The organism is Streptomyces sp. NPDC040405 (assembly GCF_055595765.1).
Map to the genome: position 1 here is coordinate 617,986 of NZ_JBVIVI010000003.1, position 14,447 is coordinate 632,432.

The window sequence follows — 14,447 nt, forward strand, 5'->3', positions numbered from 1 at the left end:
TCAGCCCCGGCCGCGCCGGAAGACCGCGTCTCCGGCCACGCCCACCAGCAGCCCGAGGACGACCATCACGATGTACGCGTAGACCTCGTAGCCGTCGGGGGCGAGGAACCGCACGAAGCCCAGGATGTGGATCGTCCAGCCGAGCCATTCGTGCAGCAGGCCGCTGCCGCCGCCGACGACGAGGACGAAACAGAGCAGATCCGACACGGCCGCCAGCGGCGGCTTCGGGGGAGTGGAGGTCATGTCCCGACCGTAGGCGGGCCCCCGGTGGCGGGGGATCGGGCCGAGGTCGGCCCGGCGGTGACCGAAGTCGGCCGTGGGCCGCCCCGGTGTCGTACTTAAGTATGCGGTCGCCGCGCGGAGCTCCGGCCGCGCTCCGGGGCCGCGTACATTGCCGGGATATGCGCCGTATCCACCGCACCCGCCGGGACTGGGCCGCCGACCTGGGGCTGTTCCTCTTCGCCGCCTGCTTCGCCGTCGTCAGCTCGCCGTCCATACCGGTCCCGGAGGACCTGAGCCCCACGTGGCGGGCCGCCGAGCAGGTGGCCGGTGGGCTGGGGTGCGCGGCGGTGCTGCTGCGCCGGAGATGGCCGGTATGGCTGGCGGTGGCGCTGCTGCTGGCGGGCAGCGAACTGTCGCACTACATGACGGGCCCCGCGATGGTGGCGGTGTTCACGGTGGCCGCCACCCGGCCCTGGCGGGCCACCGCGTGGGTGGCGGCGCTGGCCTTCGCGCCGCTCCCCGCGTTCCTGTGGCAGCTGCCGGAGCTGTCCGAGAGCCGGGCCGGCTCCGCCGTGACGTACTTCGCGCTCGTCGCCGGGGCCATCGGATGGGGGCTGTTCCGGCGGTCCCGGCAGCAGCTCATCGCCTCGCTGCGGGAACGCGCCGAACTGGCCGAGGCCGACGCCGAGTTGCGCGCCGAACAGGCCCGCCGTGAGGCGCGGGAGGAGATCGCCCGCGAGATGCACGACGCGCTCGGCCACCGGCTGACGCTGCTGAGCGTGCACGCCGGGGCACTGGAATTCCACACCAGCGCACCCCGGACCGAGATCGCGCGGGCCGCCGGGGTGATCCGGGAGAGCGCCCATCTGGCCCTGGGCGACCTGCGCGACGTCATCGGGGTGCTGCGCGCCGGACACGAGGGCGAGCGGCCCCAGCCCGAACTGGCCGATCTGGAGCGGCTGGTGGCCGAGGCGCGCGCGGCGGGCGGCCGGATCGAGCTGACCGGCCCGCCGGATGGCCCGGCGCCACCACCGGTGGCCGGACGCACCGCGTACCGCATCGTGCAGGAGTGCCTGACCAACGCGCGCAAGCACGCCCCCGGCGCGGCCGTCACGGTACGCGTGGCCCGGACCCCGGCGGACCGGCTGACGGTCGAGGTCCACAACACACCGCCGCCCGGCCCCGCCCCGGACCCGCACCCCGGCGCGGGCGGCGGACAGGGGCTGGTCGGGCTGGCGGAACGGGCCCGGCTGGCGGGCGGAGAGCTGACCGCCGGACCCGCCGACGGCGGCTTCCGGGTCCGCGCCTGGCTACCCTGGCCCGCGGCGGACTCCGTGGCCGCCACCGCTCAAGGGTGAGAAAAGTAAGGGAGCGTGCTGGTGATCCGCGTCCTGCTCGTCGACGACGACGCGCTCGTACGGGCCGGGCTGCGCCTGATGCTGGGCGGTGCCCCGGACATCGAGATCGTGGCGGAGGCCGCCGACGGGGCCGAGGTGCCCGCGCTGGTCGCCCGCCACGGGCCCGGCCTGGTGCTGATGGACATCCGGATGCCGGGCGTCGACGGGCTGACCGCCACCCAGGCCCTGCGGGCCCGGCCCGGCGCCCCGGAGGTCCTGGTGCTGACCACGTTCCACACCGACGCCCATGTGCTGCGGGCGCTGCGCGCCGGAGCGGCCGGATTCCTCCTCAAGGACACCCCGCCGCAGGACATCGTGACGGCCATCCGGACCGTGGCCGCCGGGGACCCGGTGCTGTCGCCCGCCGTTACCCGCCGCCTCATCGAGCAGGTGACGGGGGACGGCGGGCAGGAGGACCGGGCCGCCACCGCCCGGGCCCGGCTGGCGCTCCTGGGCGAGCGGGAGCGCGACGTGGCCCGGGCGGTCGGTCGAGGCAGCTCCAACGCGGAGATCGCCCGCGAACTGCATCTCGCGCTGCCGACGGTGAAAGCGCATGTGTCGCGGATCCTGACCCGGCTTAACCTCAACAACCGCGTCCAGATCGCGCTGCTCGTCCACGACGCCGAGGACTGAGCCCCGCCCGAACCGCCGGGCAGGCGCTACGGCTTGCGGGCCACCGCCCCGTACATGGCGATGTCCTCGTCCTTGATGCCCTCGGTGCTCCTGGCGTCCGGATGCCACTTGTGGACCTGGGCGACACCGGGCTCGACCAGGTCGAGTCCGTCGAAGAACCGCGCCGCCTCGGCCTCGGTGCGCAGCCGCATGGGCATGTCGCGCGCCGCGTACTCGCGGGCGACGCGGCCCACCTCCTCCGGTGCGAAGTCGGCGGTGCCGACGGACATCGCCAGATAGCTGCCCGAGGGCAGCGGCTCCAGGAGCCGGTTGACGATCCCGTAGGCGTCGTCCTCGTCGAGGACGAAGTGGACGATCGCGATCACCGTCAGCGCGACCGGCTTGCCGAGGTCGAGGGTGTCCCGCAGCTCCGGCGCGCCCAGGATGGCGGCGGGGTCGCGCATGTCCGCCTCGACGTAGGTGGTCTTCCCCTCGGGCGTGCTGGAGAGCAGGCCCTGGGACAGGGTGAGGACGATGGGGTCGTTGTCCACGTACACGACCCGGGAGTCCGGGGCCACCGACTGGGCGATCTCATGCAGGTTGGGGGAGGTGGGGATGCCGGTTCCGATGTCGAGGAACTGCCGGATGCCCGCCTCCTCCGCCAGATAGCGCACGGCCCGGTTCATGAAGTCGCGGTTGGCCCGCATATGGATCGGCAGGGCGGGCCACTCCCGTGCCATCGCGTCGCCCGCCTCCTTGTCGGCGGGGTAGTAGTCCTTGCCCCCGATGATGTAGTCGTAGATCCGCGCCGAATGTGCGCTCTCGGTGTCAATCCGTTCGGCCGGCCATCCGTTGTCGCGCAACGCCCGCCCCTCCCTAAGGTCGTCGGTCACATGTGCCGGGGCCCGTCACAGCTCCTTGCGGATCTCGGCGAGCAGGGCCTCGGTTTTCGGGGCGGGCGCCGACTGGGCGCTCACCCGGTCCAGCGCCTCGCGGTACACCACCACGTCGTCCGCCTTGTCCAGATAGACCGCTCCGATCAGCCCGCCCAGATAGACGATGTCAGGCAACTCGGCGGCCCGGAACCGGAAGACGTGGAACGCACCGGCGGGCATCGCCGGATGCGGGCCGTTGCTGAACGGCATGATCTGCAACGTCACATGCGGAAGCGCGTTCACCGCGATCAGATGGTCGATCTGGGCGCGCATCACGGCCGCGCCCCCGACCGGCCACCGCAGCACGGTCTCGTCCATCACCACCCACAGCCGGGGAGGGGACTCGCGGGACAGCAGCTCCTGGCGCCGCATGCGCAGGGCGACCCTGCGCTCGGTGGCCCCGGCGGGGACATGCGGATTGCCCGAACTCAGCAGGGCGCGGGCGTAGTCCTCGGTCTGCAGCAGGCCGTGGACGAACTGCGGCTCGTACGCGCGGATCTGGAGCGCCGCCTGTTCCAGGCTCAGATACGCGGCGAACCAGTCCGGCATCACATCGCGGTAGACGTGCCACCAGCCGCGCTTGTTGGCCTCGCGGACCGACTTCAGAAAGGTGTCGATCTCGTGCTGGTCCGTGACGCCGTACGTATGGAGCAGCTTCTCGACGTCCGCGAGCCGGAGCCGGGCCACCTTCGCGGCTTCCATTCTGCGGATCGTCGAGTGGCTGACGCCGATCGCCGCGCCCGCCTCGTCGAAGCTGAGCCCGGTCCGGGTCCGCAGCTCCTCCAGCTGCCTGCCGAGGATCATGCGGAGGACGGAGGGAGCGCCGCCCCAAGCGGATTCCGCCGCCACTCCCTGCCTCCTCACGCCGAGTTCCACGGTCGCAGTCTGTCACGATCATGCGCCGCCGCCGCATCTGCATCCAACGACTTGCAAATTTCAATTTACCTCTTGCAACTCGTTCGTGGCAGATGACACAGTGGACATGCCGTCACCGACTGTGTGACTCCGCGGGAGTTGGCCCGCCGTGCCGGGGGAAATGTCGGACGGGCCGGACCGATTCGCGGTCCCATGACGGCGGAACGTTCGCGTGTGTACGTCGGTAGGCACCGGGCAGTGCAGGACCGGCGCTGCCCACAGTGCGCAGGCAGACGAAAGGCGACCGATCGTGGTTCCCCCCACCCTCCCCCTGCCTTCGGCTCACATGCCGCGGAAGAAGTCCCCGCATCCCGCGAGCGGCCCCCCGGGGCTTCCGCGCGGCGCGCGCCGGGGACGGCTCGTCCTCCCCGCGGGGCTGTCCGCCGGGCTGGGCTACGACGCGGTCGGGATGTCCGCGGAACACGGGAAGCGGGTCATGGACCGGCTGCCCCGCGTCGGCTGTGTCTTCGCCAGCGATGAGCACTGGTGGTGGATCGTGCCCGCCGGATCGCATATCGGGCTGGTGTGGCCGGCCGTCACCAGTTACTCGGTGGGGGCGTATGTGGGCCCGCCCAGTGGTCCGCGTGCCGCCAGGGCGTCCCGTAACCTCCGGCTCGTCCACTGTCCCGAGGGCGACTCTCCGTACACGCCCCCGATCCCCCTCTACTTCCTGGCCTGCCACATCGCCGGTGTCATGCCGTGCTGGTCGGTCACCGAGTAGCGGCCGGTATCGTGGGTGCTCAGCGGTCGCGGTAGCCCGCCACCGCGTCCTGGGCGAGCCTCTGGGAGATCTGCAGGGCCGTGCGCACCGACTGCTTTCCGGCGATGGCCGCGCTGATCTGTGCGGACACCTTGTTCCCGAGGTCGGCGAACTGGGGGATGCCGACGAACGAGATGCCCTGGTACGGGCGCGGGCCGACGCCCGGGTTCCTGGGGTCGGCGGAGTCCTTCACCGCCGCGTACTCCTGCCGGTACCAGGCGGCGGCCGCCCGCTGGTAGTTGGGGTTGGCGTACAGCGACCGCCGGCTGCCGGCCGGGGCGTCGCTCCAGCCGAGGGTGCTGCCGATCTGTGCCTGGTACTGCTTGGAGGAGGCCCAGGAGATGAACTTCCAGGCGGCGTCCTTCTTCTTGGACGCGCTCTCCACGCCCCAGGCCCAGGTCCACAGCCAGCCCGCCCTGCGGGTCTCCTCGTGCGGGGCGGGGACGTAGCCGACCTTCCCCTTGACCGCGGAGCCGTCGGACTCGATCGACGTCGCCAGCGAGCTGGCGTCGTACATCATGGCGCACTTGCCCTGGGAGAAGTCGGCGAGGATTTCGAGGACGCCGCTGCGCGCGGCGCCGGGCTCGCCGTACCTGCGGGCCAGGTTGACATAGAACTGAATCGCCTTCGTGAACTCCGGCGAGGTGAGCCGCGCGTTCCACTGCATGTCGTACCAGGAGCCGCCGAAGGTGTTGACCACGGTGTTGATGGGGGCGAGGTTCTGGCCCCAGCCGGGCAGCCCGCGCAGACAGATGCCGCTCGCGCCGTCGGTGCCGTCGATCTTCGCCGCCAGCGAGGCGACCTGCTTCCAGGTCGGATCGCGCGGCATGGTCAGTCCGGTCTTGCGGAAGAGGTCCTTGCGGTACATCAGGAAGGAGCCCTCGCCGTAGAAGGGCTCGGCGTAGAGCCTGCCGTCGGCACCGGTCAGGGCCATGAGCAGGCTGGGGAAGATGTCGTGCTGGTCGAAGGACTTGTCCTTCTTCGCATAGGAATCCAGCGGGGCGAGCCAGTGGTTCCTGGAGTAGATCGGCACCTCGTACGCGCTCACGCTCGCCACGTCGTACCGGCCGCTCTGATGCGCGAACTCCGTGTTCATCTTGTTCCGCGCCTGGTTCTCCGGAAGCAGGGTGTAGTCGACGGTGATGCCGGTCCGCGAGGTGAAGTACTTCTTCGTGTACTGCTTCAGGGTCTCCATCTGGGGGTTCGCGACGGCGAGCACGCGGATGCTCTCCTTCCCCTCTCGGGAGGACCGCACGCCGGTGCCCTGGCAGCCGGACACCGCCAGAGCCGCGGCGAGCGCTGCCGCCGTGGCCGCGCGGGTGAGGAGAAGACGTTTCATCGCACTCCGATGTCATGGTGAGCGCATCGGATCCTTCCAGAACACCGGCGAGATGTCCGGCTTGCCCGAGAATGGGAAGCTCATGTGCAGCATAGCGTCACCCTCGGACCGTGACGACCGCCGTCAGGTGGGGCCGCGCGCCTGCGCGGCCCGCCGGGCGAGCGAGTCCGCGGCCACCGCGGCCAGCAGCACCCCGCCGGTGACCATGAACTGGACGGCGTCCTGGATGCCCAGCAGCGCCATGCCCGAGGCGATCGACTGGATGACCAGCGCTCCGAGCAGCGCCGACCAGGCCGAACCGCGCCCGCCGAACAGGCTGGTACCGCCGATGACCGCCGCGGCCACCGCGTTGATCAGCAGCATGCCGGAGCCCGCCGCGCGGGCCGTCGTGGGGCTCGCCGAGGTCAGCCCCGAGGCCACGAACAGGCCGCCGACCGCCGCCAGCGTCCCCGACACCATGAACATCGCGATCCGCACCCGCGCCACGTCCACCCCGGCGCGGCGGGCCGCCTCGACACCGCCGCCCACCGCGAACACCTTCCGCCCGGAGCGGGTGCGGCGCAGCACCAGATCCGAGCCGACGACGACCGCGAGGAAGATCAGCAGGGCCAGCGGCACGCCCTGGAACAGGTTGAGCACATGGGCGGTGGCGAACATGAGCAACGCCAGCACGCCCGTGCGCACCCCGATCCCGGTCAGCGGCCGGTACGGCATCCCGGCGTCCCTGCGCCGCCGCCGGGTCCGCCGCGCGGCCAGGAAGTACCCGGCCGTGCCGAGCGCGGCCAGCCCGTACGCGATGACGCCGCCGCTGAAGTAGAGGCTGGTCAGCGAGGCGACCAGACCGCTCTCGTCGATGTTGATCGTGCCGCTGGCGCCCAGCAGGTACAGGGTCAGCCCGTTCCAGGCCAGCAGCCCCGCGAGGGTCACCACGAACGCGGGCACCCCGACCCGGGCGAAGAAGAACCCCTGCACGGCGCCCACGGCCGTCCCCGCCGCGACCGCCACGACGACGGCGAGCCATTCCGGCATGCCGAGGTACACGTTCAGCACGGCGAACGCGGCGCCCGCCAGTCCGCTGACCGAGCCCACCGACAGGTCGATCTCGCCGATCAGCAGCACGAACACGATGCCCACCGCGACCAGGCCGGTGGCGGCGATGTCCACGCTGAGGTCGGACAGATTGCGCGGCGAGAGAAAGTTGGCGTTCAGGCCCTGGAAGACGAGCCAGATCACCACGAGGCCGAGGATGACCAGCAGCGGGCCGCGCTCACCGGCCCGCAGCCCGCGCCGGGCCGCCTCGCCGCCGCGCAGCCGGTGCCGCACCGCGTTGGCGTACCCCCGGATGTTCTGTCCTACGGCCATGCCCCCTCCTCACCCGTCGTGCGGTGGGCCACGGCGTTGTCGGCGGCGCCGGTGATGGAGGAGATGATGCGTTCCTGGGTGGTGGTGGGCACCTCGAAGAGCCCGTTGTTACGGCCCAGCCGCAGCACCGCGACCCGGTCCGCGACGGCCTTGATGTCCCCCATGTTGTGGCTGATGAGGAGCACGCCGAGACCGCGGTCGCGCAGCTCCTCGATGAGGTCCAGGAGCTGGCTGGTCTGTTCGACGCCCAGGGCGGCGGTGGGCTCGTCCAGCAGCAGGACCTTGGGCGCGCCCAGCAGCGAGCGGGAGATCGCGACGGCCTGCCGCTGGCCGCCGGACAGGATGGCGACGGGGGCCCGCACATCGGGGATGCGGATGGACAGCGTCTGCATCAGCTCGCGGGCGCGCCGCTCCATCTCCACCTCGTCGAGGATTCCGGAGCGGTGCACCTCGCGGCCGAGGAAGAGATTGCCGACGACGTCGAGGCTCTCGCACATCGCGAGGTCCTGGTAGACGGCGGCGACGCCCAGGGCCTGCGCGTCGTGCGGCCGTTTGATCTGGACGGTGCGGCCCTCCCGCTCGATGACGCCCTGGTCGGCGGGGCCGACCCCGGTGATCACCTTGACCAGGGTGGATTTACCGGCGCCGTTGTCGCCCACCAGGGCGACGACCTCACCGGCCCGGATCTGCAGGTCGACGTCGACCAGCGCATGGACGCCGCCGAAGCGCTTGGAGACGCCGCGCAGCGCCAGCAGGGGCGGAACCGGCACGGGGAATCACCTCCGTCAGCGGGTGAGACCTGCCTTCTCGCAGGCGGGCCGCAGCTTGGGCGTGCAGATCTCCTCGATCGTGTACACACCGTCCTTGATCACGGTCTTCCTGATGCTGGCGGTCGTCACGGCGACCGGGGTGAGCAGGGAGGCCGGGATGTTCTCCGTGGTGGCGTTGTCGACGGTGGTCCGGGCGATGGAGCGCAGGTTCTGGCCCCGCCCCAGGGCGACGGCCATGGCGGCCACGGCATGCGCCTCGGCCTTGAACGGCTTGTAGACGGTCATGTACTGGTCGCCGCTGACGATGCGCTGCACGGCGTCGAGGTCGGCGTCCTGGCCGGTGACCGGCGGCACCGGCCGGATCCGCGCGGCCTTGAGGGCCGAGATGGCACCGGTGGCGACGCTGTCGTTGACCGCCAGGACGCCGCCGATCCGGCGCGGGCCCAGCGCGGTGATGGCGGCCTGCATGTTGGCGTACGCGTTGTCCGGCCGGTACTCGACCACGTCGTACGACTTGCCGATCCTCACCTTGTCCTTGAGGACGGACAGCGCGCCCTTCTTGAACCAGACCGCGTTGGGGCTGCTCGGATCGCCGTTCATCATGACGATCTGGCGGTCGTCGCCCTTGGCCCGCATGGCGTCCAGCAGCGCCCGCGCCTGGAGCCTGCCGACCTGACCGCCGTTGAAGGAGGCGTAGCCCGAGATCGGGCCCTCGGCGAGCCGGTCGTAGGCGATGACCGGGATGCCCGCCTTGTGTGCCGCCTGCACCGAGGAGCGCAGCGCCTTGGCGTCGACGGCGTCGAGGATCAGTGCCCCCACCCCTCTGGTGATCATGGAGTTCATCTGCCGCTGCTGGCTCGCCACGTCGTCCCCGGCGTTGGCGTGGTCCACGCTGCAGCCGGGGCACAGCTCCTTCACCCGCTTCTCGATCAGCGGCCGGTCGGCCTTCTCGTACCGGGTGATCTGCTGGCTCGGCAGCAGCAGACCGACGGTGAAGCCGTTCCCGTGCCGCGCCCCGCCGTCCTCCCCGCAGCTCGCCAGGGACACGGCCAGCAGCCCCGCCGCCACGGCGGCGACGGCGCTTCGCCTACGGGGCATCCTCATGTCACACACCCCCTTGCCGGACCCGGGGCCCCGGCTCGGTGTCGTCCCCGGGTCCGGCCGCACCGGGCCCGGCCTCACGGCGAGGCACGACGATGTCGCTCCACACCTGCTTGCCGCCGCCGACCGGTACGGAGCCCCAGGACGCCGACATCGCCTCGACCAGCAGCAGCCCCCGGCCACCGGTCGCCTCCCAGTCCGTGACCACCGGTTTGGCGGGCGCCCTGGGCGAGGAGTCGGTCACCGCGACGCGCAGCCGGTCCACGGCGTACGTGAGGTCGAGGCGGACCGTGCCGTGCGTGTGCATCAGCGCGTTGGTGACCAGTTCGGAGACGACCAGCAGCGTCACATCGCCCTGGTCCGAAAGGCCCCATGAGCGCAGCGTGCGCGCGGTGAAACGGCGGGCGTGCATCACCGCGTCCGGCAGCCGCCACACCAGCCAGCCGGAACGGATGGGCCGGACCCGCATGCCGTCGTACCGCAGGAGCAGCAGCGCCACGTCGTCGTCGCGCCGGTCGGCCACCGCGAGCAGCGCGTCCGCCATCCGCCCGAGATCCGTGGGAGCGGTGGCCAGCGTGTCCCGCATCCGGCGCATGCCGTCGTCCAGATGCAGCGTCGAGGACTCGACGAGGCCGTCCGTGAGCAGCGCGAGGACCGTGCCCGGGGCCAGCGGCTCCGCCGTCATGGGGAACTCCGCGTCCGCGACCACCCCCAGCGGCAGCCCGCCCTCGACCACCACCTCCTCGGTGGTGCCGTCCGGGCGGCGCACCAGCGGCGCCAGATGCCCGGCCCGGACGAACCAGGCGTTGCCCTCCTCCATGTCCAGCTCGACATAGGTGCAGGTGGCGAACAGGTCCGCCTCCATGCCCACCAGCAGCCGGTTGGCGTGGGAGACCACCACATCCGGCGGATGTCCCTCCACGGCGTACGCACGGACCGCCGTCCGCATCTGGCCCATGATCGTCGCGGCGGCGGCGCTGTGCCCCTGCACATCGCCGATGACCAGCGCCACCCGGCTCTCGGAGAGCGCGATGACGTCATACCAGTCGCCACCCACCTGGAGTCCCCGCATCGCGGGCAGATAGCGGGCGACGGCGACCCCGCCGGGCAGTGGCGGCAGGCTGCGCGGCAGCAGGCTGCGCTGGAGCATCGTGGCCAGCTCCTGCTCGGCGTCGTAGGCGTGCGCCCGCATCAGGGTCTGGCCGACCAGCCCCGCGGTCGCGGTGAGCAGCGACCGCTCCTCGGGGCCGAACGGGTGCGGAGCGTCCCAGCCGATCAGACACACCCCCGCCACCTGGCCGTGGGCCGGGAGCGGCAGCACGGCCAGCCCGCCGGGGCCGATGCCCGCGAGCCCCGGCTCCAGCGTGGCGCCCGCGGGCCACAGCCGCGGCCGGGCCTCGCGCAGGGCGGCCCGCAGGCTCGGCAGGGCGTGAATGGAGGCGTCGGGCCACTCGGAATGCCACTCCGAACGCCACAGCTCCGGCCAGGCGTTGGCCTGCGGCGGATCGAGCCCGACCACCACCAGCCGGTCCGCCTGCAACTCGGCCAGCGCCACCCGGTCCGCCCCCAGCGGCTCGCCCAGGGCTGCGATCACCACCCGGCTCACGTCCCGGACCGTCATGGCGTTGTCGAGCGCGGTCGTCAGCCACTGCACCCGGGACACGTCGTCGGCGCGCGAGCGCAGCGCGGCGGCGCTGGTCACCACGCCCACGACGCGCTCCGGGCGGCCCGTCGCATCGGTTCCCACCCGGCAGCTCAGCCGGAGCCAGCGGACCTCGCCGGTCGAGCGGCGGATCCGGAACTCCAGCTCGCGGTCCCCGGCCACCTGCGCGGACGGCTCGACGACCGACAGCAGCGCGGGCAGATCCTCCGGGACCGTGCACGCGAGCAGGGTGTCCACGGTGCCGTCGAAGTCGTCCGGGGCGATGCCGACCAGGTTCAGCAGGGTCGCGTCCGCCTCGATCAGGCCGGTGCCGGGCAGCAGGACGAACGACCCGACGCGCAGACTCCGCAGCGCGGGACCCAGCAGCGTGGTCGCCGCGGGGCGGGACGCACCGGCGGCCCGCAGCCGGGTGGCGATCGCGTCGGCGTAGCGGAGCAGAAAGCCCCGCTGCTCCGTCTCGAAGCCGTCTGCGGCGCTGCCCACGATGAGCAGACAGCCCAGTCGGCTGCCCTCGCCCCCGAGCGGCAGCGCGCCCAGCGAGGCACCGGGCCAGCGCGCCGCAGCCCCGTCCTTCCGGGCCGCTCCGCCCTGCGGAGCCGCCTCGTTCCGCTGGGCCGTTCCGCTCTGCTGGGCCTGCTGGGTCTGCTGGGCCGCCCCGTTCTGCTGATAGGCGGCGAGCGCCGCGGAGTCCAGCCACAGCGGACGGCCGGTGCACAGGGCGTCGGCGGCGGGGGAGCGGTCGGACAGCGCGTAGTGCTCCGGCAGCGCATGCGGAGCCGCGGTGGCCCCGGCCGCCCACGCGGTCTCGACCAGCCGCAGGCCGTCGTTCCCCTCGCCCAGGACATAGACGGCCGCCAGCGAGACCCCGGCGAAGGCCAGAACCCGCTCCCGCCCGGTGGGTTCCGGCGCCGGGGACATCGAACCGGCACCATGGGGCATGTTCCTGTCTGCCTCCCCTCCGTGCCGCAGGTACGGGCAGGTGGAAGTCCCCGGAACACGGGCGGCGAGGGCAGGGGCGCCGTATCCGGCGATGCCGGACCGCGCCGCCCAGGAGTGGCAGGGCACCCACCCACCAGAATGTCACAGCTCAGGGAAGCCGCAGGGCGGGCCGGAGCCGGAGGCTACCGCAGTCGACTACCGCGGTCGGCTACCGCATGTTCCGGCTACAGCATGTCGACGATGCTGGGCGGGGCGAAGAGATGGCGGGCGCGGTGCTCCAGGGCGAGCACGGCGGGAAGCCTGCTGGAGGCGTCCGACACGCACCGCTCGCACTTCTCGTCGGCCTCGGGCAGCTCCGGGACATGGCGGGTGGCGATGTGCCGGGCCAGCCGGATCTGGGTCGACACGATGGAGTCATGGGGATCGCAGTCCACCCCCGGTCCCAGCTCCTCCAGCGCGGCGTCCACCAGTTTGGGAGCCTGCTTCATCGCCCGGTACAGCTCGGTGCACTTGCCGCACCCCCACATCCAGGGCGGAGGCAGCGGCCACTCGTCGGCGGGGTCCACGTTCCTGGCGCTCATGCCGTCACAGTAGCGAACCGGAAAGGCACGCACAGTGACTTGGCGTAATTCCCCTCAAGAGGCGGACGACGCGACAGGGGTGCGACAGGAACGCGGAACCGACCGCCGAAGGTCCCTCAAGGCTTACGGGCGACACCCGCCCAGAAGGACACCTCTTCGTCGGTCACATCGCCGGTCTCCACTCCCGGGTCCCCGGTGGCCAGCTCGGTGCGCCAGCGATGCGGAACCACCAGGCCGGGCTCGACCAGCTCCAGACCGGTGAAGAATCGTTCCACCTCGTCCCGGGTGCGGATTTTCCCCTGGATGCCCCCGTTGTGGTAGATCTGCACGGTGCGCTGGGTGGCCTCGGGGTCGAAGTCCGGGGTGATGTGGCTGAGGACGAGATGCGAACCGGGCGCGAGCGCGTCGACCAGCTTCCCCACGATGCCGTGCGGCTCCCACTCGTCCGGCACGAAGTGCAGCAGCGCGCACAGGCTCAGGGCCACGGGCTGGGACAGATCCAGCACCTCGGTGACGCCGGGGGAGGAGAGGATCGTGTCGGGGTCGGCGACATTCGCGTCGACATACGCCGTGCGCCCCTCGGGGTGGCTGGTGAGCAGCGTCTGCGCGTGGGCCAGCACGATCGGGTCGTTGTCGGTGTAGACGACCCGGCACTCCGGGGCCACCGACTGGGCGACCTCGTGCAGATTGGGCCGGGTGGGAATGCCGGTGCCGATGTCGAGGAACTGACGGATGCCCCGCTCGGCGGCGAGGAACCGGACCGCGCGCTGCATGAACGCCCGGTTGGTGCGCGCCGCGACCATGACGCCCGGCCACAGCGTGAGCACCTTGGCGGCGGCCTGCCGGTCGGCGACGTAGTTGTCCTTGCCGCCCAGGAAGTAGTCGTACATCCGGGCGCTGTGCGGCCGTCCCTGGTTGAGCGGGGTGTTGGGGGGCTCCGGGCCACTCCCGGTCTGGGGTGCTACTCCTTGCGCGGACACGTGGCGTATTCCTCCGTTTCCGGGCGCGATGCGTGGCGATAGCGGCGCCTCTCGTTAAGGATCGTAGGCCGCCCGGCCCGGCCGATTACCCGCGGGTCCGAATAACTGTGCGGAAGGCAACGGCCGTTGAGGGGGCGTCCGGCCCCCGTCCGTTGTCCGTTGCCGTAGCCGGTCCGCGGATCGCCGGTGGCCTGGACGATCAGCGCACGCGCACGCGTCCGCCCGAGAAGTGGCCGAGCGCCTGGTCGATCTCGCTCTCGCTTATGGGCCGGAGGGGAGTGAAGACGGCCAGGTGGAGCCGCGATACGCCCTTCCAGGACCGCCGCGTCCGGATGCGTACCCCGGGCTGGTCCAGTCCGGTGGCCCCGGGAGCGGTGGCGGCGCCGGGGGCGAGGCCCACCCGCAGCACCGTGAGGCGTTCACTGGCCTTCACCTGGACATTCGCGACCGCGGCCCAGGGGAGGACAACGTCCTCGGGCGCCGCGTCGATGACGCAGGTCAGGCCCTCGGGAGATACCCGCATCGCGACCGGGGAGATCTCCTTCACCGCCCAGGTGCGCTTGAGCCGCTTCAGGGCGGCGAACCGGCGCAAGGAATCGCGCAGGTAGAGCGGCACGAAACACGCGGTCATCAACAGGATCACCAGTGGAAAGGCGCCGGTGCCCGACAGGGAGAAGACGATGCCGCCGACGAGCAGGAGCATGAACACCGCGCCGACCACCCCGGCCCACGCCTGCACCGGCAGGGCGCGCAGCAGGGAGGCCCGCATCCGGGCCACCGTCCCCGGGTCGGTCTTGACGACGTACTCCTGGCCCGGCCCCTGTTCCATGTGCATGACGACAGTCTCGATCACCGGGCGAGGGAAGCCAAG

The 14,447-nt window shown here is 71.9% G+C and carries 14 protein-coding genes; 3 read left to right on the forward strand and 11 right to left on the reverse strand.

Annotated features, from left to right (window positions below; translation table 11 throughout):
* Positions 1-243 carry a hypothetical protein gene (locus tag ACZ59A_RS16305; RefSeq protein WP_470958942.1) on the reverse strand — a complete coding sequence of 81 codons (243 nt, stop codon included), beginning with the start codon at positions 241-243 and terminating at the stop codon, positions 1-3.
* 158 nt (positions 244-401) lie between these two features.
* Between ACZ59A_RS16305 and ACZ59A_RS16310 the strand changes: the two genes are divergently transcribed.
* On the forward strand, positions 402-1,580 hold the full coding sequence (locus ACZ59A_RS16310) for a sensor histidine kinase (protein WP_470958944.1): 1,179 nt from the start codon (positions 402-404) through the stop codon (positions 1,578-1,580).
* A gap of 15 nt (positions 1,581-1,595) precedes the next feature.
* Positions 1,596-2,252, forward strand: a complete 657-nt coding sequence (locus ACZ59A_RS16315) for a response regulator (RefSeq protein WP_470958947.1) — start codon at positions 1,596-1,598, stop codon at positions 2,250-2,252.
* A 26-nt stretch (positions 2,253-2,278) separates the two neighbouring features.
* On the opposite strand, the gene ACZ59A_RS16320 is transcribed toward ACZ59A_RS16315, so the two are convergent.
* Positions 2,279-3,094 (reverse strand): SAM-dependent methyltransferase, encoded by an 816-nt coding sequence (locus ACZ59A_RS16320; protein ID WP_470958948.1) that lies wholly within the window; start codon positions 3,092-3,094, stop codon positions 2,279-2,281.
* A 45-nt stretch (positions 3,095-3,139) separates the two neighbouring features.
* Positions 3,140-4,015 carry a helix-turn-helix domain-containing protein gene (locus ACZ59A_RS16325; protein ID WP_470958950.1) on the reverse strand — a complete coding sequence of 292 codons (876 nt, stop codon included), beginning with the start codon at positions 4,013-4,015 and terminating at the stop codon, positions 3,140-3,142.
* A 352-nt stretch (positions 4,016-4,367) separates the two neighbouring features.
* Here ACZ59A_RS16325 and ACZ59A_RS16330 point away from each other — a divergent pair, with 352 nt between their 5' ends.
* The gene (locus ACZ59A_RS16330; RefSeq protein WP_470958953.1) at positions 4,368-4,802 is read left to right on the forward strand and encodes a hypothetical protein; all 435 of its coding nucleotides are present in this window, start codon (positions 4,368-4,370) and stop codon (positions 4,800-4,802) included.
* A gap of 19 nt (positions 4,803-4,821) precedes the next feature.
* Here the strand turns inward: ACZ59A_RS16330 and ACZ59A_RS16335 are convergent, their stop codons facing one another.
* The 8 genes from ACZ59A_RS16335 to ACZ59A_RS16370 all read right to left on the reverse strand — a co-directional run bounded on the left by ACZ59A_RS16335 (position 4,822) and on the right by ACZ59A_RS16370 (position 14,429).
* A complete protein-coding gene (locus ACZ59A_RS16335; protein ID WP_470958956.1) occupies positions 4,822-6,180 on the reverse strand; it encodes an ABC transporter substrate-binding protein in 1,359 nt (452 codons plus the stop codon).
* Between the two features lie 123 nt (positions 6,181-6,303).
* Positions 6,304-7,542: a sugar ABC transporter permease gene (locus ACZ59A_RS16340; protein ID WP_470958959.1), complete on the reverse strand. Its 1,239-nt coding sequence runs from the start codon at positions 7,540-7,542 to the stop codon at positions 6,304-6,306.
* Positions 7,533-8,312, reverse strand: a complete 780-nt coding sequence (locus ACZ59A_RS16345) for an ATP-binding cassette domain-containing protein (protein ID WP_470958962.1) — start codon at positions 8,310-8,312, stop codon at positions 7,533-7,535. The genes ACZ59A_RS16340 and ACZ59A_RS16345 overlap by 10 nt, the downstream gene beginning before the upstream one ends.
* A gap of 15 nt (positions 8,313-8,327) precedes the next feature.
* The gene (locus tag ACZ59A_RS16350) at positions 8,328-9,416 is read right to left on the reverse strand and encodes a sugar ABC transporter substrate-binding protein (protein ID WP_470958965.1); all 1,089 of its coding nucleotides are present in this window, start codon (positions 9,414-9,416) and stop codon (positions 8,328-8,330) included.
* Position 9,417: 1 nt separating this feature from the next.
* Entirely contained in the window at positions 9,418-12,015 is a 2,598-nt protein-coding gene (locus ACZ59A_RS16355) for a SpoIIE family protein phosphatase (protein ID WP_470958968.1), read from the reverse strand.
* 224 nt (positions 12,016-12,239) lie between these two features.
* Positions 12,240-12,596, reverse strand: coding sequence for a hypothetical protein (locus tag ACZ59A_RS16360; RefSeq protein ID WP_470958971.1), 357 nt, complete (start codon positions 12,594-12,596; stop codon positions 12,240-12,242).
* 116 nt (positions 12,597-12,712) lie between these two features.
* A complete protein-coding gene (locus tag ACZ59A_RS16365) occupies positions 12,713-13,576 on the reverse strand; it encodes an SAM-dependent methyltransferase (RefSeq protein ID WP_470958974.1) in 864 nt (287 codons plus the stop codon).
* A 199-nt stretch (positions 13,577-13,775) separates the two neighbouring features.
* Entirely contained in the window at positions 13,776-14,429 is a 654-nt protein-coding gene (locus ACZ59A_RS16370) for a hypothetical protein (protein ID WP_470958977.1), read from the reverse strand.
* Positions 14,430-14,447: the final 18 nt, after the last annotated feature.

Coding starts and splice junctions, on each gene's coding strand:
- ACZ59A_RS16305 (WP_470958942.1), bottom strand. CDS start 243: ATGACCTCCACTCCCCCGAAGCCGCCGCTGGCGGCCGTGTCGGATCTG.
- ACZ59A_RS16310 (WP_470958944.1), top strand. CDS start 402: ATGCGCCGTATCCACCGCACCCGCCGGGACTGGGCCGCCGACCTGGGG.
- ACZ59A_RS16330 (WP_470958953.1), top strand. CDS start 4,368: ATGCCGCGGAAGAAGTCCCCGCATCCCGCGAGCGGCCCCCCGGGGCTT.
- ACZ59A_RS16335 (WP_470958956.1), bottom strand. CDS start 6,180: ATGAAACGTCTTCTCCTCACCCGCGCGGCCACGGCGGCAGCGCTCGCC.
- ACZ59A_RS16340 (WP_470958959.1), bottom strand. CDS start 7,542: ATGGCCGTAGGACAGAACATCCGGGGGTACGCCAACGCGGTGCGGCAC.
- ACZ59A_RS16350 (WP_470958965.1), bottom strand. CDS start 9,416: ATGAGGATGCCCCGTAGGCGAAGCGCCGTCGCCGCCGTGGCGGCGGGG.
- ACZ59A_RS16355 (WP_470958968.1), bottom strand. CDS start 12,015: ATGCCCCATGGTGCCGGTTCGATGTCCCCGGCGCCGGAACCCACCGGG.
- ACZ59A_RS16360 (WP_470958971.1), bottom strand. CDS start 12,596: ATGAGCGCCAGGAACGTGGACCCCGCCGACGAGTGGCCGCTGCCTCCG.